The sequence below is a fragment of the Gluconacetobacter asukensis genome (assembly GCF_014174375.1).
GTDB lineage: Bacteria > Pseudomonadota > Alphaproteobacteria > Acetobacterales > Acetobacteraceae > Gluconacetobacter > Gluconacetobacter asukensis.
Genome location: NZ_JABEQE010000007.1, coordinates 1 through 19,052, shown reverse-complemented (window position 1 = coordinate 19,052; position 19,052 = coordinate 1). Strand labels below are relative to the sequence as shown.

The 19,052-nt window shown below is 60.8% G+C and carries 19 protein-coding genes and 4 pseudogenes; 11 read left to right on the top strand and 12 right to left on the bottom strand.

All coding sequences use genetic code 11. From position 1 onward, the window contains the following. Positions 1-13: 13 nt before the first annotated feature. From HLH35_RS09500 to HLH35_RS09470, 7 genes and pseudogenes are all read right to left on the bottom strand, one after another. A complete protein-coding gene (locus HLH35_RS09500) occupies positions 14-481 on the bottom strand; it encodes a MarR family winged helix-turn-helix transcriptional regulator (protein WP_220790616.1) in 468 nt (155 codons plus the stop codon). A 50-nt stretch (positions 482-531) separates the two neighbouring features. After that, positions 532-1,797 (bottom strand): MFS transporter, encoded by a 1,266-nt coding sequence (locus HLH35_RS09495; protein ID WP_182978918.1) that lies wholly within the window; start codon positions 1,795-1,797, stop codon positions 532-534. A gap of 225 nt (positions 1,798-2,022) precedes the next feature. Then, positions 2,023-3,140: pseudogene (locus HLH35_RS09490) on the bottom strand (IS3 family transposase). A 277-nt stretch (positions 3,141-3,417) separates the two neighbouring features. Next, positions 3,418-4,098 (bottom strand): DNA methyltransferase, encoded by a 681-nt coding sequence (locus HLH35_RS09485; RefSeq protein WP_182978917.1) that lies wholly within the window; start codon positions 4,096-4,098, stop codon positions 3,418-3,420. A gap of 1,080 nt (positions 4,099-5,178) precedes the next feature. Next, a complete protein-coding gene (locus HLH35_RS09480) occupies positions 5,179-5,679 on the bottom strand; it encodes a GNAT family N-acetyltransferase (RefSeq protein WP_220790615.1) in 501 nt (166 codons plus the stop codon). Continuing rightward, entirely contained in the window at positions 5,676-6,230 is a 555-nt protein-coding gene (locus HLH35_RS09475; protein WP_182978916.1) for a TetR/AcrR family transcriptional regulator, read from the bottom strand. Before HLH35_RS09475 ends, HLH35_RS09480 begins: the two co-directional genes overlap by 4 nt. A gap of 99 nt (positions 6,231-6,329) precedes the next feature. Continuing rightward, complete coding sequence (locus tag HLH35_RS09470; RefSeq protein WP_182978915.1) at positions 6,330-7,160, bottom strand: IS5-like element ISGdi3 family transposase; 831 nt, start codon at positions 7,158-7,160, stop codon at positions 6,330-6,332. 98 nt (positions 7,161-7,258) lie between these two features. On the opposite strand from HLH35_RS09470, the gene HLH35_RS09465 reads away from it, so the two are divergent. Continuing rightward, positions 7,259-8,665 (top strand): glutathione S-transferase N-terminal domain-containing protein, encoded by a 1,407-nt coding sequence (locus HLH35_RS09465; RefSeq protein WP_182979050.1) that lies wholly within the window; start codon positions 7,259-7,261, stop codon positions 8,663-8,665. 217 nt (positions 8,666-8,882) lie between these two features. Here HLH35_RS09465 and HLH35_RS09460 read toward each other — a convergent pair. Both HLH35_RS09460 and HLH35_RS09455 read right to left on the bottom strand, forming a co-directional pair. Continuing rightward, positions 8,883-9,092 (bottom strand): annotated as a pseudogene (locus HLH35_RS09460) (integrase core domain-containing protein); the annotation flags it as partial. Positions 9,093-9,219: 127 nt separating this feature from the next. Then, positions 9,220-9,834: a DUF2726 domain-containing protein gene (locus HLH35_RS09455; protein ID WP_182979049.1), complete on the bottom strand. Its 615-nt coding sequence runs from the start codon at positions 9,832-9,834 to the stop codon at positions 9,220-9,222. 128 nt (positions 9,835-9,962) lie between these two features. On the opposite strand from HLH35_RS09455, the gene HLH35_RS09450 reads away from it, so the two are divergent. From HLH35_RS09450 to HLH35_RS19910, 5 genes and pseudogenes are all read left to right on the top strand, one after another. Continuing rightward, the gene (locus HLH35_RS09450) at positions 9,963-10,172 is read left to right on the top strand and encodes a hypothetical protein (RefSeq protein ID WP_246384988.1); all 210 of its coding nucleotides are present in this window, start codon (positions 9,963-9,965) and stop codon (positions 10,170-10,172) included. Between the two features lie 101 nt (positions 10,173-10,273). Beyond that, a complete protein-coding gene (locus HLH35_RS09445; RefSeq protein ID WP_182978913.1) occupies positions 10,274-10,597 on the top strand; it encodes a type II toxin-antitoxin system HigB family toxin in 324 nt (107 codons plus the stop codon). Then, the gene (locus HLH35_RS09440; protein WP_182978912.1) at positions 10,587-10,967 is read left to right on the top strand and encodes a helix-turn-helix domain-containing protein; all 381 of its coding nucleotides are present in this window, start codon (positions 10,587-10,589) and stop codon (positions 10,965-10,967) included. Before HLH35_RS09445 ends, HLH35_RS09440 begins: the two co-directional genes overlap by 11 nt. Positions 10,968-10,995: 28 nt before the next feature. After that, entirely contained in the window at positions 10,996-11,940 is a 945-nt protein-coding gene (locus HLH35_RS19915) for a recombinase family protein (RefSeq protein WP_246384987.1), read from the top strand. Continuing rightward, a pseudogene (locus tag HLH35_RS19910) lies at positions 11,829-12,575 on the top strand (recombinase family protein); the annotation flags it as partial. The gene HLH35_RS19915 and the pseudogene HLH35_RS19910, both read left to right, overlap by 112 nt. Positions 12,576-12,603: 28 nt before the next feature. Here the strand turns inward: HLH35_RS19910 and HLH35_RS09430 are convergent. Next, entirely contained in the window at positions 12,604-14,040 is a 1,437-nt protein-coding gene (locus HLH35_RS09430; protein WP_246384986.1) for an aminotransferase-like domain-containing protein, read from the bottom strand. A gap of 144 nt (positions 14,041-14,184) precedes the next feature. Here HLH35_RS09430 and HLH35_RS09425 point away from each other — a divergent pair, with 144 nt between their 5' ends. The 4 genes from HLH35_RS09425 to HLH35_RS09410 all read left to right on the top strand — a co-directional run bounded on the left by HLH35_RS09425 (position 14,185) and on the right by HLH35_RS09410 (position 17,052). After that, entirely contained in the window at positions 14,185-14,799 is a 615-nt protein-coding gene (locus HLH35_RS09425) for a LysE family translocator (RefSeq protein ID WP_182978910.1), read from the top strand. Beyond that, entirely contained in the window at positions 14,796-15,509 is a 714-nt protein-coding gene (locus HLH35_RS09420) for an aspartate/glutamate racemase family protein (RefSeq protein WP_182978909.1), read from the top strand. The genes HLH35_RS09425 and HLH35_RS09420 overlap by 4 nt, the downstream gene beginning before the upstream one ends. A 347-nt stretch (positions 15,510-15,856) precedes the next feature. Continuing rightward, a complete protein-coding gene (locus HLH35_RS09415) occupies positions 15,857-16,423 on the top strand; it encodes a hypothetical protein (RefSeq protein WP_182978908.1) in 567 nt (188 codons plus the stop codon). Beyond that, positions 16,420-17,052, top strand: coding sequence for a glutathione S-transferase family protein (locus HLH35_RS09410; protein WP_182978907.1), 633 nt, complete (start codon positions 16,420-16,422; stop codon positions 17,050-17,052). The genes HLH35_RS09415 and HLH35_RS09410 overlap by 4 nt, the downstream gene beginning before the upstream one ends. A 68-nt stretch (positions 17,053-17,120) precedes the next feature. Here the strand turns inward: HLH35_RS09410 and HLH35_RS09405 are convergent, their stop codons facing one another. After that, entirely contained in the window at positions 17,121-17,912 is a 792-nt protein-coding gene (locus HLH35_RS09405) for an NAD(P)H-dependent oxidoreductase (protein ID WP_182978906.1), read from the bottom strand. A gap of 102 nt (positions 17,913-18,014) precedes the next feature. On the opposite strand from HLH35_RS09405, the gene HLH35_RS09400 reads away from it, so the two are divergent. Continuing rightward, positions 18,015-18,932 carry a LysR family transcriptional regulator gene (locus HLH35_RS09400; protein ID WP_182978905.1) on the top strand — a complete coding sequence of 306 codons (918 nt, stop codon included), beginning with the start codon at positions 18,015-18,017 and terminating at the stop codon, positions 18,930-18,932. Between the two features lie 18 nt (positions 18,933-18,950). On the opposite strand, the pseudogene HLH35_RS09395 reads toward HLH35_RS09400, so the two are convergent. After that, positions 18,951-19,052, bottom strand: a pseudogene (locus tag HLH35_RS09395) (IS5/IS1182 family transposase); the annotation flags it as partial.

Below are 19,052 nucleotides of genomic sequence, written 5' to 3'. Positions count from 1 at the left end.
TCCGCTCCGATCCTCAATAAATATTGTCGTAAATTTTCCGTGTCAGGGTCATGAAGGTCTGTATATCCGCATCCTCGATGTCATGAAACGCGCGCTCAAAGATCAGCCCCGCCTTGCTTCGCACCTGATCCAGCGCGTTACGCCCCTTCTCGGCCAGGCGCACTTCGGTAACGCGACCGTCGGTCGATGAGACCGCAGTACTGACCAGCCTTTCGCCTTCCATCCGATAGACCAGCTTGGTCATGGTCGAGACGCGGATCACCGCCAGATCGGCAATCGTACTGATCGTCGCGCACTCATGCTCATGGAGGATATTGATGACGCGCCAGCGCGGCACATCCATCCCGATCGGCTTCAAGTGCGCATCCATGCGTAGATGATAAAGCCCGACCAGGCGGGACAGGTGAAAGAAGGGGGATGTCTCGGGGGAGAAGGCGGGATCCGTCGGATTCGCCTGCCGCCAAATTTTGCCGCGCTTCAAGTGCTATCCCCAGCCGCCTCTGTTACGGTCCGCAGACCTAGCCCATCCCTTCAGGAGAAGGAAGCGGGTTTGTCACGCCCTATTCCACGCCCGCAAAGTGCGATCGCCGAGAACGTCGCCAGCAGCAGAAGATAGAGAATGACGCCATTCACGCTCCCGCTCGCATGATAGAGAAGCGTCGCCATAAGGGGTGAAAGGCCGCCCGCCAGCACCGCCCCGATTTCATGAGAAACGGCCACCCCGGTATAGCGCTCGCCATCGGCGAACAGGCGCGCCAGCAAGATCGGCTCGACGGCGATCATCGGCGCGTGACCTAGCGCCATGACCAGAACGAAGGCAAGCATGACATACCCCGTTTGGCCCGACGCGACCAGGAGAAAAAATAGCGGCGCCAGACAGGAGAGCCCGATGATACCCCCCAGATAGACGCGCTGCGCGCCGTATCGGACCGCAAGCCAGCCGAAAAGCGGCATCGCCAGGCCGTCTGCGGCAAGGCCCAGTGTCATGGCCAGCAGCAGAACAGTGTCCGGTATATGCTGCTCCCGTCCGTACGACAGGCCGAAAACGGTCATCAGATAGACGCCGCCATTTTCCGCCAGACGAATGCCGATCCCGCGCAGAACGGCCACCGGCTCGCGACGTAAGAGGGTCACCAACGGAAAGCGTGAGAGGCCGTGCGGCTCCACCCTTCTCGCCCCTCCGTCCATCGAGGTTCGGAGCAAGATCCCAAGCCCGACGAACGGTAAAGGCGCCACGAAGGCCGCTCGCCACCCCCAGCGCAGGAATGCTTCATGGGGCAGGCAACTGGCCAGCCAAAGCGCGACCGTTCCCAGGACCATGCCAGCCGCAACGCCGGACTGACTCAGGGACAACAGTACGGTATTGTTCCGCGCGCCCGCGGCTGCACCTTCGATCACCAGAATACTACCGGCCCACTCACCCCCGGCAGCGACACCCTGCACAAGACGGAGCAGAAGAAGGATCGACGGCGCATAAAGGCCAATCGTATCGAAACCGGGCAACGCTCCAATCGCGGCCGTCCCCGCGCCGATCAGGAGCAACGTCCAACGCAGTGAAACCAGATGCCCGTAGCGGTCTCCAAGATAGCCGAATAGAATGCCACCGACGGGACGCACCACGAAGCCTGCGGCAAAGAACGCCGCCGCCTCGACCTGATGCATGAAAGCCGTCTGCGCTCCCGAAAAGAATAATTGACTAAAAATTAACGGGGCAGCGGCCAAGTACAAAGAAAAATCATACCATTCCACAATATTTCCGGCCATTGCACTGCATAAAGCACGCTTGGCAGGTTTCATGCGGACACCTTCCGATATCATTACGAGATTAGATCATACATCATGTGAACTTTCAACTAATTTTACCCCTTCCCACAACGTGGGTAACAGAGAAGGGATATGTCGTGAATTCAATGGCTTTGCTCGGCCGTAGTAAACCTGTGCGCGGGTAGCGGACGGCGGGTGCAATTGATGATTTCGCTGGCATTCGATTCGGGACGTCGTGACCCTGCCCCGAACGTGCCCTCAGTTTTGAGTTAGGGTCTGAGGGTTGTTGTATGCCTTGTTGGCGTGTTGGGCGAAAGCTTCTGGCGTCATGCCGTTGAGGCTGGTGTGGGGCCTGACGGCGTTGTAGTCAGCTCGCCAGGCGTCGATGACCGTCCGAGCGTGGGCGATGTTGCGGAACAGGTGCTCGTTGAGGCATTCGTCACGGAACCGGCCGTTGAAGCTCTCGACGAACCCGTTCTGCTGCGGCTTGCCCGGTGCGATATAGTGCCACAGCACCGACCGCTTTTCCTGCCAGGCCAGAATGGCGTTTGAGGTCATCTCTGTGCCGTTGTCACTGACGATCATCAGTGGCCAGCCGCGATGTTCCCCGATCCGGTCGAGTTCGCGACCGAGCCGTTCGCCTGACAACGACGTATCCGCCACCAGCGCCAGACATTCGCGCGTGTAGTCGTCCACCACCGTCAGCACGCGGAACCGCCGTCCGTTGTTCAGAGCGTCCGAGACGAAATCCAGGCTCCACCGCTGGTTGGGCCCGTCGGGCAACATCATCGGCGAGCGCGTGCCCATCGCCCGTTTCCGGCCGCCACGCTTGCGGACCGACAGCCCTTCCTCGCGATACAGCCGGAACAGCTTCTTGTGGTTCATCGCCATCCCCTCCCGGCCGAGCAGGATCTGCAGCCGCCGATAGCCGAACCGACGCCTTTCCGCTGCCAATGCGCGAAGCCGGACGCGCGCATCAGCGTCGTCGGGCCGTCGCGATGCATAGCGCCAGGTCTTCGGATCCATACCGATCAGGCGGCAGGCGCGCCGCTGCGAGTAATCCCGTTCGGTCATCGCTCAGGTCACGGCGTCCCGCCGCAAACCGGGCGTCACGAGTTTTTTGCCAGCAGGTCCTTCAGCGTCGAGACGTCCATCACGCTCTCCGCCAGGAGCCGCTTCAGCTTCGCGTTCTCCTCTTCCAGAGCCTTGAGCCGCCGCGCTTCCGACACTTCCATCACGCCGTATTTCGATCGCCACGTGTAGAAGGTCGCATCGCTGATCCCGTGCCTGCGGCACAGATCGGCCGCCGTCGCGCCCGCCTGATGCTCCTTCAGGATCCCAATGATCTGGTCCTGTGTGAAACGCGCTTTCTTCATCGTCTGTCTCCGGTGGACAGACCTTACTTCAAATCGAGGGCATTTCAGGGGGCAAGGTCAATATGTCGATCTCGTAACGCGATCGCACGATCGCTATATCGTTCTTCGCGTCTGCCAGAATATTCCGCGAGCCGGGCACTCGCCCGGCGAGCGACGTTTATTTTCCATCCCCCTGTCGCCAATCCGCGAAGTCGGATCGGCGCAAAATTGAACAGCGGGTCCGACCAAGAAAGGTAAAGCCGCAGAACCAGATTATCGGCCCTGCGGCGCTCGCTCCCTATGCCGCCACCTTCTTCGCTGCGTGCCAGGCTAGGCGCCGGGTCGCCGTTGCCGCATGGTCCGCGTCCAGTTCCATGCCCAGCCAGTCACGGCCAAGATGCTGCGCCGCCACCAGCGACGAACCCGAACCGCAAAACGGGTCCAGCACCAGACCACCAGCCGGGCAGAACGCATCCATCAGGGGAAGCAGCGCCGCCACGGGCTTTTGTGTAGGATGCAATTTGTTCCCCGAATACGGCATGTCGATCACGTCCGGCACCGGCTGACCGGACCGCTTCGCGTTCCCCTTTGCCAGAAGATAGGCGCTTTCGTGCTCGTAGCGCAGGAACCCCGACGATGAGGCATAGGACTTACGGAAAACGATATGCCCGACCATGCGGAACCCGGCCGCTTTCCAGGCTTCGGCAAACAGGTCGATCTTGTTCCACCCATAAAAACTGACGGCAAGACCTCCCCATTTCAGAACGCGGTGCATCTGATTGACAGCTGGCCGGAGCCAGCGCGCATTATCGTCGTTGCGGACCTGTCGCCCGTCCCGGCCCATGTAGTTCACCAGGTAAGGCGGATCGGTCAGGATGAAATCCACCGCATTGCGCGGCATTGCCCGCATCAGTTCCACGCTATCGCCATTGAGAATGGTATTGCGGAAATTGGTCGCCGTGTTCGTGTTGCCGGTCATAGCCCCTGCCCTTTTTTCCGCGAGGAACAGCCCCCGCTGTTCCTCTGCCTCGCGGCGAGCAGCGGGGTAGCAACGACGAGGGCGACCGATGGGGAGGGGTATCTCCAGATCTGCACGGAGCGCAGCGGAGGAAGATCGGGGACACCCCGTCGGGCGGCGTCAGCCTGCTGACGCGAACCCTTGTCGGCGCGAGGGCGGAGCCCTTAGCCTGTTCCTGTCTTTTCGACCGTCCCCGTAGCATCCGAAATGGCACCGATGATTTGCAGCCTGGCCATCTTTTCAGGCATTCCGAGCAACGGAACGCCCGCCTTTTGTAAGGCTCGACGCTTCTCCGCCATACAGTCATCGACTAATGCCGGGAATGTCGCTGATCCCTGCCACGAGAAAAATCCGTGCGGAGCGGCACCGGCGTCAGGTCAGTAGACCATGCATTGCCGCGCGATCCACGGCCTGCAGATCGGGATCAGCATGATCGGATTGTGAAGGCCAGGGGTCGCAGGCGCCTGATTCACCATGTGCCATTGCGGCGGACAGCCTCGGCACCCTATGAAGCGGAGAAAGGCCGTGTCGCCAGAGTGCAGGCGGTGATCGACCAGAAGTATATCCGCGCGCCCTTCGACGGCTCCATCGGGATCAGACAGGTAAATCTCGGCCAGTATCTGAATGCGGACGACGGCATCGGAGGCATGAGAAAATGTCAGATGCGCGACACCGAAGCCTCACTCACGCCAGGACAGTCGCGTTGCCGGGATTCATTTGCGGGTTCCGCCAAAGACTTCCTCCTGCCAGTCGGGAGACGATCTCCGGAGGGAGAATAGGGCGGCGTGGCGTCAAGGAGACGCGCTGCCGAACCTCGTGCAATCCGGGTGTCCCGAGGTGTCGGTCGAACAGGACCGGCTGTTCGAATTGAACGCGTTCGAAATCGTAATCCCATCGTGGCAAGGAAAGGAGATCGGAGAGACGCTCCAGAGTCGCGCGACGACCCGCTCCTCCAACGGCAGTTGCTCGGGCTCGCCCGGCTCATGTCGGGTTCATGCACGGGTATATGGATGAGCGTGTACTCATCAATAGTATTTCCGCTCACGCTGCAATAGCAGCGTCGGCCGGTTCCCGAAACGAACATTGTTTCTCAAGGAATACCCGCATTTCTCCGCCACCCTGCGGGACGCCTCGTTTTCCGATGCCATGATGCATCACCGTGCGGTCCACGCCTCGCCCGTCCATCCATGTCAGAGCAGCCCGGAGCGCTTCGGTCGCAAATCCCTGACCATGCGCCCAGCTCGCCAGAACCCATCCTGCCTCCGGCACTGCACCCAAAGGCGGTTCGACCGGGCGCTTCAGATCGGCGAACCCGACATCGCCGACATATCTTCCGTCCGCCTTCGACCGAACACACCAGTATCCGTACCCCAGGATATCCCAGAGGCCCCGATAGCGGAGGAGACGAAACCAGCTTTCCTGTTCCGACGACGGAACACCACTGATGTGACGAACAACATTCGGATCGCTCCACATCATGCGCAAATCGTCGAAATCCGCAGCTTGATGGAACGAGAGACGCAATCTCTCAGTTTCGATCATCGCGGTTCCGCTCCCAGGTCACCAACATACAAGGCGCGTTCCACAGCATGCCGAAGAGGTCCCATGTCGCCCTCGGTCGTGATCCAGAGCGTTGCGCCCTCAAGTTGCGCGAGAGTGTCCGCTGCGACGGAGGCTGGTTCGGGAGCCTTCCCAGCCTCCAGAATCTCGGCCATCGCATCGCGCAATCGCGCGAAAAATGACCTCACTGCGTCCTGAGCGTCCGGTGTCTGCGCCGTCACGCCATAAGCGAGATGCAATCCCACGCAGCGCCCTCGTGCCTCGAACGTCTCCGCAATCCGTCCAATCAATGTCCGCCAGGCACCACGCGCGTCCGTCGCAGGATCCGGAAGACCGGCCAGCGTGTCGTCGAGCGTCAGTGCCAGCACCTCGCGCACCAGCGATTCCTTCGACGGAAAGCGCGTGTAGAGGCTTTGCGGACGCAAGCCGACGCGATCGGCCAGATCACGCATGGACGCCCCTTCGTAGCCATACTCGCGAAACAGCTCGCGGGCTTCGACAACGATCCGGTGGATGGGAACAGCTTCTCTCATTTCGTCTTTGACTCACGAATGATCGTTCGTTCAAAGTATGACGTAAATCCGCGCCGCGCAAGGCCATGCATGCTCCGGCCTCATATCTTAGAGCCTGAATCAGAAAGCGGTCTGATTGATTTTCCGCAGAACTCTGCGGATATGGGCGATCATCAACCACGCGTGGGATGACGAGATTGTTGCCTCGACATCCTTCGTGAGGCGGCGGCAGCGCCCGAGCCATGCAAAGCTGCGCTCCACGATCCAGCGTTTGGGCAGGACGACGAAGCCTTCGGCCCGATCGCTGCGCTTGACGATCTCGATCGTCCATCGGCCGAGTTCAGCCAGCGCACCACGCAACTTCTCGCCGGCATACCCTCCGTCACCGATCAGATGGCGAAGCCAGGGGAACAATGAGCGTATCCTGGTCGCTACCAGCGGCGCGCCGTCACGATCCTGAACGTCGGCGGGATGCACGACAGCCGCCACGACATGACCCAGCGTGTCGGTCGCGATATGCCGCTTGCGTCCCTTGATCTTCTTGCCCGCGTCATAACCGCGAGGGCCGCCGTTTTCAGCGGTTTTAACCGATTGGCTATCGATAATGCCCACCGAAGGCGTGGCGCCTCGCCCGTCCTGCTCACGCGACAGGATCACGAGAATATGGTTCATGGCTTCCCATCGGCCCTCGCGGATCCAACGGTAGAAATAGCCCTGCACGGTCGTGAAGGCGGGAAAGTGGCGCGGCAATTGCCGCCACTGGCAGCCCGTGGTGACAATATAGAGGATCGCCTCCATGACGCGGCGCAAATCCGTACGTCGTGGTCTTCCCAGTCGTTTTCTCTCGGGCATCAGTGGCGCAATCAGCGCCCATTCCGCATCGCGCAGGTCGCTTGCATACTCCAGCTCGTCCCGGCGATACTGCGCTCGGGTGATTTCAGTCCAGGCCATCTTGATCTCATCAGGTTCTCGCAAACCCATGAATCATAACCCGCTGAAATCACTCAACTCATTTCCGGTCAGACAGTTAAGTCGCAGGACACCCCGTGATGGTTTTCTATGATCTGGACGTCTCTGGAAACTGCTACAAAATTCGGCTTTTTGCGACCCTTACCAACACGAAGCTGGATCTCGTTTCGGTCGATCTTGCGTCGGGCCAGCATCATGATCCGAATTTCCGGAAACTGAACTCGTTCGGGGAAGTCCCGGTCCTGGAAGGTGGCGACGTTACACTCCGGGACTCCCAGCCCACTCTGGTCTACCTCGCTGACCAACCGACGGATCGCAGATGGTGGCCCGAAGATACCCGGTCACAGGCGCTCGTCACACAATGGCTTGTGGTCGCATTGAATTGCCTTGGAATTATGAGTCCCAAACTTTTGACGAGCGCTCTCAACTGGCACTTGCTGGCGGAACGCGGCATGGCGGGGAGATATGCTTTGCGGACAACCCTCACGGTGATGGCCTTTACTGGCATCATCATATCCGCAGCTGCGACTGCCTTCAGTCGTGATCTGCCATCGGTCGCCGAATGTATCAGTGCAGCGACCGTGCTTCCACTGCTCGGGGGCGTAGGGGACAGTCCTCTGGTGGAGGCAAAATTCGACGGCATGCGTGGTGCACTCTTCGTCTCTCCCCAATACGGCAAATTTCTCGTGAGGAATGTGTCCGACGATTTCTGGTTCGCAGACGATGGTTCTGTGACTGCAATAGGGATCGACCGACAGCGGGAGCCGGCGGAGTTGACGCACGTTGGTCGCCTACAGTTCGGAACACTTGAGCTTCACGACTTGCGGGCGCTTATCGTAGATCGAGCTTTCCCAGTACGCGCAGGTATACCACCCATTGTGGGCATCATCGGCCGCGAGTTTCTCAGCGAGTATGGGTTGATAGAACTCATTGATATTCCTCATAGGAAATTGGCATTCTATCGCTGGGATCACGATCGATGCGGCTCGTCAACGCGACTGCTGGGGGCAGATGCTCACATTGCTGATCTGCGCGAGGATGACTCCGTTGATGGGGTAATCGCGGGGAAAAAGGTACGGATTCATTTCGACCCCGATCTTGGTCGAGATATGCTGCCTCTGAATGAGGCGAAGAAGCTGGGCTTTACCACAAGGGCGCTTAAAATGCGACCTCAGGTCATGCTCGATTTCGTGGGAAAGAATCATGGTTATCTGAGTAAAAAGGTGACTGTATCGGTTGCCGACGTTAATTTGCCATACCAGGATTTCCTCATTACCGAAAATATTGAGAGAATATCACTTGGATATCAGTTCTTCCGCAATAGAACGGTCATGTTCGATTTTAAACATCGGACATTCGGAGCCCTGGACGTCACCGACCCCGAACCGCTTCCGCCTGCACAGCATCTTCATTTCGATTCTTATAGCATCACCAACGTCGGGGTAAGTGAGAATGCGGGAACACTTCAGGGCTCGGATCAGAAATAACGATGTCAGGTATATTCCTTGCAGCTATACAACGCTGACCCTCCGCTGCCCCGGTCCAAACCACCTGCATGTTTGTGGAGAAGTAACAGACAGACGGCAACTGCCCTCATGTGAGATATGGACGATAGTTTCTGTAAGAAGTGCCCGGCTTGGTGGAGATAACGTCTCGCATCCGATAAGTGCTGCCTCTGCCGGTTGATATTGTAATGCCTAACCTTCAGGCCGCTGCTGCGATTTCGGGCTTTCTACCGAAGTAGGTTTGATCCGGCGTTCGCGCATCGAGGCTAGAATGTGGGCGTTTTCGATTGTGAAAATCCCGATACCGGCCGAGCGCGACCCGCGCGTCGCCAACGCTGTCATAGGCGCGTAGATAGACCTACTCGTATTTGACCAATCGCCACAATCGCTCCCACACCTGGTTCGGTCGCTCAAGGGCGACCGATGGGGAGGGGTATCGCCCGGTCTGCACGGAGCGCAGCGAAGGAAGACGGGGACACCCCGTCGGGCGGCGTCAGCCTGCTGGCGCGCACCCTTGCCAGCACGAGGCGGAGCCCTTAGCCTGTTCTTTCTTCAGCCTCAAACACTCCGACTTTCTCCGAAAGAGCGGCGAAGATGTCGGACTTGCCCATCTTCTCGGGAATTTCGAGCAGCGGGATATCCGCCTTCTGCAAAGCCAGACGCTTGACCGCCATACGAGCGTCAGCGTCGCGGGACAGATCATGGCCCGAACCATTATACTCGACCACCAGGACCGGATTGCCAAAACGATCGATCAGAAGGAAATCGACACGCTTGCCGCTGTAGGAATTGAACGCCCGCTTCTGACGTGGATCATCCGGGGCATACGGCGTTTTGATGAAACCACCCATCGCAACCTCGAAAGCGAAACGCCAGTCGGGCTGCCTATCCTTGATCCATTCGTCGATCGCATAGAGCACGCGTACGGCTTCCCGATTGACGGGAGGGACCGCCTTCAGACGACATTCGTCAATGAAGCGCAGCTGGTTCTGCGGATCGGACAGGTCGTTCTCCTGCCGATACTGCCGACGCCGCTCGTCTTCCTGCTGCTGAACGGCAGCCTGCCGTGCCACGACCTCTTTCGCGCGGCGATCCCGAACATAGAATCCAATGGCATATCCGATCGCCAGAAGAATGATCACCTTTTCCACAGCCGACAAGCCTCCCTTTCCTGCGCGATCGCCGCCGATTACCGCATGGGCGGTCGCACGGTCTTCTCAAATCCCCTTGTCCTGTCCTTCATCGGTCCTGTCGCCCCATGACCGGGAAGGTGGGCAGGATGGCACGCAGACCCGACAGGATCAGGATCGAGGTGTTCGCTCCCAACAATTCGGCGGAAACGGCCGAACAGGCGCTTCGCCCGTCCGATGACGCCATCCGGTCCCTCGCCCGCCTGATCGGGCGACAGATGGCCCGCGAGCAGTTCGAGCGTGCTTGCGCGCTGGAGAGGAAACAGGCCCGGCAGAACCGATCCGGTCCTATGCGATAGCTTCCCCTTCCCGGCAGCGTTGCCCCCGGCGAACAACCCCTCGTCGGGCAGTCGTGTATTTTTCTTGTGACCATTATGGTCCCGTGATATAAGGTCAGTCAATGAGGATCATCGCCCGCCGCACGCTGAGGGAGTTCGTCGACAGCCTGACGGGCCAGAAGGACCAGCCGGCCGTCAAGGCAGCGCTGGACGCCTGGTTCGCCGAAGTCGGCAGGGCCACATGGACGAGCACCGCCGATGTGAAGCGGCTCTATGCCACAGCCAGCATCGTCAGCGCCGAGCGGATCGTCTTCAACATCAAAGGTAACGCCTATCGCCTAGTCGTGGCGGTCGATTTCGAGAAAAGCATCGTCTGGATCAAATGGATCGGCACACACAAAGCGTATGACAGGATCGACGTGACGGAGGTGGAACATGACGGCTGATCTGAAACCCATCCGCAACGAGGCGGATTATGACGCGGCGCTGGAAGAAGTCGGACGCCTGTGGGGTGCCAAAAGCGGCACGCCGGACGGCGACAAGCTCGATGTGCTGGCAACCCTGATCGACGCGTATGAGGTGAAGCACCATCCGATCGACCCGCCCGATCCGGTCGAGGCGATCCGCTTCCGCATGGAACAGCAGGGCCTCACCCGCAAGGATCTGGAGCCGATGATCGGCCCGCGTAACCGGGTAGCGGACGTGCTGAACCGCAAGCGCGGCCTGTCGATCGACATGATCCGCCAGTTACATGACGGCCTCGGCATTTCGGCCGAGGTGCTGATCCGGCCCAGCCGGATGGACAAGGTCGCCTGATAGGAAACACCACCCAAGGAACACCCCCATGACCCGCGTCGCCCTGTATGCCCGTTATTCCTCCGACAACCAGCGCGACGCCTCGATCGAGGACCAGTTCCGCGTCTGCCGCGAACACGCCAAGCGCGAGAAATGGAACGTCATTGGCGCCTACAAGGACGCGGGCATCTCCGGCGCCAGCATGATCCTGCGTCCCGGTATCCAGACCCTGTTACAGGATGCCCAGGCCGGACGGTTCGATATCGTGCTGGCCGAAGCGCTGGACCGCATCTCGCGCGACCAGGCCGACGTCGCCACCCTGTTCAAGCACCTGAAATTCGCCGGCGTGCCGATCGTCACCCTCTCCGAGGGCGAGATCAGCGAACTGCATGTCGGCCTCAAGGGCACCATGAACGCCCTGTTCCTCAAAGATCTGGCGGCCAAGACCCATCGTGGCCTGCGCGGCCGGGTCGAGGACGGCAAATCTGGCGGTGGGTTGTGCTATGGCTATCGCGTCATCCAACAGTTCGACGCACGCGGGGAACAGATCCGGGGCGACCGCGAGATCGACGCGCATCAGGCGGAGATCGTCCGCCGCATCTTCCGTGACTTCGCTGCCGGCATTGGCCCGCGCGCGATTGCCAAGGCTCTGAACGATCAGGGCATTGCCGGCCCCGAGGGCAAGCTGTGGAGCGACACCACCATCCGGGGCCATGTGAAGCGCGGCAGAGCCAGATCGCCGAGAAATACGTCAACGTCACCGAGGCTGTTCGCGCCCACCACAAGCGCAACCGGCTCAACGGCACGCGCCGGCCGAAATCCCTGCTATCGGGCCTGCTGTTCTGCGGCCAGTGCGGTGGCCCCTACGCTCTGCGAGGTTCCGACCGTTTCGCCTGTTCAGGCCATGTCACCAATGGCTCCTGCACCAACAGTCGGACGATCCCCCGTCCCGATCTGGAGCGCCGCGTGCTCTCCGGTCTTAAGGACCGGATGATGGCGCCCGAGATCGCGGCCGAGGCGATGCGCGCCTATGCCGAGGAGACCAACCGTCTGAATCGCGAGCGTCGGTCCAACGCCGATGTCTGGCAGGTGGAACAGGTGAAGGTCGAGAAACAGATCCGGGGCATCATCGAGGCCATCAAGGAAGGCATGTTTCATCCCAGCATGAAAGCGGAGATGGACACGCTCGAAGCCCGCAAGGCCGAGCTGGCATCCCTGCTGTCCGATGTCCCCGACGCTGTGCCGGACCTGCTGCCGAGTGCCGCAGCGGTCTACGCCCGGAAGGTCGGCCGTCTGACCGACGCCCTCAACCGCCCCGAGGAACGGCTGGAAGCCGCCGAGGCGCTTCGGGCGCTGATCGAGAAGGTCGTGCTCACTCCCGGCCCGAACCGGGGCGAGATCGACGCGATGCTGTATGGAGAACTGGGCACGATCCTGAACTGGATCGAGCAGCAAGCCATTGGAAAGGCTAAAAACACGAACACTCCCGGAGCTGGGCTCACGGGAGTGTCGGTATCAGTGGTTGCGGGGGCAGGATTGGTTCTCAAATTGTGGAATCCGCAATCCGAGATGGTTGCGAGCACAAACGACAGATTTAACGTACTTTTTCACTCCACCGCATGGTCATGACTGTTCTCCGATGCAGCCACAATATCGGTCATACTGGCCAGGCGCCTTCTGTTTCTCGCATAAGGATAGTCCTCAACACCGGCCACAGTTTCGGCGTATCCGCGATACTCACGGTAAAACGCAGCATGGTCGATGGAGCCTGTGTCGGAGAGAACAGGGAGCCCGGCGCCAGCAGGACGCCATGCTCCGCAGCCCGGCGCGTCACGCCTTCGGAATCCCGTCCGCAATCGGCCCAGACGAACATGCCGGCATACGGCAGATGCGGCAGCGTCAGGCCGCACTCAGTCAGTGCCTCAATGCAGCGGTGCCGGGCCTCGTCAACCCGCAGGCGGACACGGGCCAGATGCCGCTTGTAATGACCCTCGTGCAGAAGATGATGCACGACGCTTTCCCCCACGTTGGGAGTCGTCAGGCCCACCAGAAGCTTCAGATCGGGCAGGCGCGCGATCAGGTCGGGCGATGCGGCCAACATGCCGACGCGCAGCCCGGCCGCCAGGGTTTTGGCGTAGCCGCCGACAAGAATAACGCGCCGCAGCCGATCGAGGGCTGCGAGCCGGATCGGCGTATCGGGATGAAAGTCGGCATACGTGTCGTCTTCGACGACCAGGAAATCGTGTTTTTCCGCCAGACGGAGCACGTCATAGGCCGCTGATGCCGTGAGCGTATGACCCGTTGGATTATGCACCGCGCTGTTGATCAGGAACAGCTTGGGTCGATACGCGGCCGCCAGCCGGTCAAGTGCCTCCATATCTGGCCCTTCCGGACCACGCGGCACGCCGACGATCCGCGTGCCATAGGCCGCAAGCCGCCCAAAGATCAGGAACCAGCCGGGATCCTCCACCAAAACCGTATCGCCCGGTTGCACAAGCAAACGAAGGATCAGGTCCAGCCCTTGCGTCACCCCTGCCGTCGTCATCAGATGCTGATCCGGGTGAGCCCCGATCCCTTGGCTCCGGAGAAGGGATGCCAATTGTGCGCGCAATGGCGGATAGCCGCGCGGGTGCCCATAGCCGAGAAACGCGTCATCCGCCGTACGACCCACCGCACGAATAGCGGTATTAACAAGCCCCGCATCCAGCCAGCCCGTCGGCAGCAGACCGGCACCGGCCGGAATCTCCACGGGGGAGCCATCGCCGAACATGCCACGCAAGAGCCAGGCCACGTCCAGGCGGGACGGTGGCGGGCAAGGTACCGACGCCGCATCGGCGATAATGGGGGCCTCGGCGCGCGTGCGCACGAAATAGCCGGAACCATGACGCGGTTCGACGAGGCCACGCGCCACCAGCCGCTCGTACGCCTCAATGACCGTGAAGCGGCTGATGCCGGCGGCTTCCGCCATCCGTCGCACTGACGGCAGGCGACTGCCGGGGCGCAGGACATGATCGGCGATGCGGCCGGCGATCTCATCCTCAAGCTGGGCGACGAGCGTCCGGTCACCACCACGGACGGGCTGCCAGTGCGGCATCAACGCCGAAGGGCGTCTGCGATCGACTGACATGGTCGCACCTCCGGAACAGTTTGCAAGAAGTTGGCCGAACTGTACCGGTTCTGTTCCGGCTGATTCGTCAATACTGCAGATACTGCCTGTGGTGCAAACGGAGATGCGCTGATGTCGGCCTTCTGGAACAGCTTCGGTCCCCTGGCTGTGTTCGCGCTTGTCGCATTGATCACACCGGGTCCGAACAACACAATGCTCGCGGCGTCTGGGCTCAATCATGGATTTCGGCGGACGGTGCCGCACATGCTGGGCGTCAGTGTCGGGTTCGTCATCATGATCGCCCTGGTCGGTGTCGGGCTGGGCAGCATCTTCGACCGGCTCCCCCTGCTCTATGTGATGCTGAAATATGTCAGTGCGCTGTATCTGTTGTGGCTCGCCTGGAAAATCGCGACATCGGATACCAGCACGGCGTCGATCAGCAGCGCGCGGCCCATCGGTTTTCTTCAGGCGGCCGGCTTCCAGTGGGTCAACCCGAAGGCATGGGTCATGGCGATTGGTATCGTCTCCGCCTACACGCCCCGTCAGGACTACCTGTTCAACCTTCTGGTCGCCTGCCTGATCTGCGGGGCGATCAATCTACCGACAGTCAGCCTATGGGCCGGTTTCGGCGCGAGCATGCGACGCTGGCTGACACGCCCCGCGATCCTACGCAGTTTCAATGTCGGTATGGCGCTGCTGCTGGTGGCGTCGCTTTACCCTCTGTTACAGGAAGCCGCAGCACGATGAAAACGATCGGCCTCATCGGCGGCATGAGTTGGGAAAGCTCCGCCGCCTATTATCGCCTCATCAATGAAGGCGTGCGCCAGCGGCTGGGTGGGCTCCATTCCGCCCAGTGCCTGATGTGGTCGTTCGATTTCGCCGAAATCGAAAATCTGCAGCACGCGGATCGCTGGGACGACGCCACGGATCGGATGATCGAGGCCGCACGTCGGCTCGAACGTGGCGGCGCGGATTTCGTCATGATCTGCACGAACACCATGCATCGCATGGCAGACAACGTGCAGGCGGCGATCGATATCCCCCTGCTGCACATTGCCGACCCGACCGCCGCACGCATCCGAGCGGACGGGCTGCGCAGGGTAGGGCTACTGGGCATGGCTTTCACGATGGAACAGGATTTCTACAAGGGGCGCCTGACGGAACGGCATGATCTCGACGTGCTTGTTCCGGACGAAGACGATCGCCGAACCATCCATCAGGTAATCTACGAGGAACTGGTGCGGGGGCGTGTCCTGCCGGATTCACGCCGAGCCTATCGCGACATCATCGAACGGCTGCAACGCCGTGGGGCGGAAGCGATCATTCTGGGCTGCACGGAAATCATGCTCCTGATCGCTCCTGACGACAGCCCGGTGCCGCTCTATGACACCACGTCGATCCATGCCGAAGCGGCCGTGACGATGAGTCTGGAACAAACGCCCTCCGATGAAGACTGACCCAATGAAATCGGCTCTGAGATCAAATCCCAAGAACCCGATCCGCCCCCTCTCCCATACGTCCTCGCTGTCGTTCCCGCGTCCGAAACTATGCTGGCATTCTCCCCCGAATGTTTTCTATATGAATCTAGGTGATGCAGGAGAAACGCAAGCGGCCGCCCTGATATCGGACTCCCCCACGCGCCAGCACGGTGTGGCCTGCTCCACGGACCTATCGCCGTCACGATCACTGGAAAAGTATGGAGTCCAACGGATAAATTATCGCAAGAACGGTGATACGACACGAAAGGATCGTCTGACCGAATATGCTCCTGCGCCGGCTTACCGGGCGGAAGAATGGAAGAACGATGAACCCGTTGGAGGATTTCCTGCCGCGCTTTGATTTCAGCGAGCGGCATGGCGCCGATATTGCCGCCCCGGCCAGCCGCATCATGAACGCGGTGGCCGCCTGGCGGAATGAGGATGATCCCCTGGTCCGCTCCGCCATCCGCCTGCGGGAGATGCCCACCCGCCTGTTCGGCCGCGCGCGGCAACGGCATCTGGACCTCACCGACTTCACGGTGCTGGAACGGCAGGACGATACGGCTCTGGTCTACGGCCTTGTCGGTGCGTTCTGGCAGGCGGATTACGGATTGTGCGACATTCCCTCGACGGACGCTTTTCTCACCCCTCGCTATGACGACGTCTGCAAGCTCGCTCTGGGCTTCTCCATTCAGCAGGGACCACACGACACCCGGCGGCTGGTGACGGAAACCCGCGTGCTTTGCGTCACGGACCTGGCCAGGCGCCGCTTCACTCCCTATTGGTATCTGATCCGCCCGGTCAGCGGCCTGATCCGCCGTCGCATGCTCACGGCCATCCGGGAACAGTCGGAGTCTCCGCCCTCTCACCACCCGCGCGCAGCATTGCCATGAAGCTTTACGACTACCCCACCGCCCCCAATCCACGGCGCGTACGCTTCTTCATCGCCGAGAAAGGGCTGACGATCCCGACCGTTACGGTCGATCTGGCCAAGCGCGAGCAGTTCGCGCCCACGTTCCGCATCCTCAATCCCTCCTGCACTGTTCCCGTTCTGGAACTGGACGACGGCACCGCGATCAGCGAGGTGCCCGTCATCTGCCGTTATCTGGAGGAGCTGCATCCCGATCCCCCTCTGATGGGCGCGACGCGAGAACAGCGCGCCATCATCGGCATGTGGGACCGGCGCATGGAGATCGACGGCTATCTTGCAGTGATGGAAGCCGTAAGGAACGGCCTGCCGGGACTGTCGGGCCGCGCACTGGTCGGACCACACGGCTATGCGCAAATCCCCGAGCTTGCCGCGCGCGGTCGTCAGAGGCTGACCGATTTCATGGCCGACCTGGACACCCGGCTGCGCGATGTACCCTATGTCGCGGGCAATGCCTTCTCGATCGCCGACATCACCGCGTTCGTCACACTGGATTTCGCCCGCAGCCGACTGAAGCTGACATTGCCAGATGAAGCCACTACCCTGCGCGCCTGGTTCACGACCATCGCCAGGCGGCCAGGAGCGCAGGCATGATGACATGCTCCAAGCGGCATACCCGGCCTGGGACCACTGACGTTCATTCCTGCTTTGCCGCGCAACTGTCAGTCGCGTTCAGGGGCGAGATGTACCTCGAATCCGCGCGCTCCCGGCGGCGCCAATCCGGGCTGCAGCTCCATGGTCGGGATCTGGTAGTCGCCGTAATTCTGCTTGCGATAAGGAATCGGCGCGATCGTTTCCAGGGTCTTCATCCGCTCGCGCAATTGTTCCGCGAGAATCCTGAATTTCGGCTCGTCCATCCGATCGACACGATAGGCCACGAAGGGTGGCAGAACGGTGAAGCCGGGATAGAAAAGGATCCCATGATTGATCGGGAACAGCAGATCGTCGATCGGGCCATTGATCCCACGGTCCGAATAATGTTCGGGCCACCCGCCTGCAGTGACCATCAGCATTGCGCGCTTGCCGGCCATGACCCCTTCGCCATACCGGTCGCCCCAGCGCTGCTCGCTGTGTTCGCCCACCCCATAGGCGAAGCCGGAGGCATAGACCCGATCAACCCAGCCCTTGAGGATGGCCGGCATGGCGAACCACCACAACGGGAACTGCAGAATGACGGTATCGGCCCAGAGCAGCTTCTCCTGCTCGGCCTTCACATCCGCCGTGAGCGCGTCCGCCGCGAACCCGTCATTGGACGCTTTCCAGACCTTCAGCGGTCCGTCGGACGACAGGCCGGGAAAATCGTCTCTGTCAACCGCAGCCTTCCAGTGCATGGCATAGAGATCCGATACACGCACCTCATGTCCCTGGGCCGCCAGTTCGGCGACGGCGACATCGAGGAGGGCGCCGTTGAGCGAGTATCTTTCCGGATGGGCGAAGACGATCAGGACATTCATGGTGCTTCCTCATGCAGGTCGAAAGAATTGGCAACTTTCCGAGGATAGGCGATAGGCTATTCTCTTCCCATATGGGCTGAGTGGAAGGGACAATGCCGGAAAATGGAACAATCAGATGTCTCACTCGACCGGATGCGAACATTCGTCCGCATTGCCGAACGCGGCAATCTCGCGGCAGTCGCGCGTGAAACCGGCTCGGGCCAGTCCACGATCACCCGCCATCTGCGCGAGCTCGAAGAGGCGCTGGGGGTTTCTCTGCTCACCCGCACCACCCGCCGCACGGCACTGACCGAAGAGGGCACGCGCTATTACGCGCAATGCCTGAACATCCTGTGCCTAGTCGAACAGGCCAGCCAGGAGATGCGCCAGACACGTCAGGCGATTGCGGGAACGGTCCGCCTCTCATGCACCGCGGCCCTCGGAGTCCTGCATGTCAGCCGGCTGATCTTTGCCTTCCAGGACCGGAATCCTGGGATACGGGTGGAATTCAGTCTGACCGACGAACGTGTCGATCTGGTGCGAGAGGGCGTCGACATCGCCATCCGCCTCGGCCCGCTGACCGACAGTTCGATGAAGCTGCGGGCGCTGGGTGAAAGCCAGCGTGTGCTGGTGGCCTCGCCGGACTGGCTGCGCCGCAACGGCCCGCTGAGGCGGCCCGAGGATCTGCGTGATCGGGAAGGCGTGCGCCTCTCCCGTGTTCACGGTTCCGATCGGCTGGTTCTCCAGGGACCGAAGGGCAAACATCATATCGTTCCATTCCACGGGCGCCTGAATGTCGATCATGGACTCGCCGCACGGGAGGCTTTCCTGGCGGGACGCGGTTTCGGGCCGGCGCATCGGTGGCTGGTGGAGGACTGCCTGCAGGACGGCCGGCTGGACCTCGTGCTGTCGAATTACAGGCTTCCCTCCGCACCGCTAAGCATGTTGATCGCACCCGAGCGGGCAAGCCTGACGCGGGTTCGGCTTTGTGCCGATTTTCTCAGCAGAGAAGTTGCGACAATATCCGGGATCGGGCGATGACGGCGCGCTTAGAGGGTGTTATGCACCTTGAGCGAGTATAGCGGCGTTTCTGAGCATGAAGCATGCGAAAGCGACGACATGGAGACTTGCGAGCGTTGAAGCGTAGCGCTCGTAATCCTT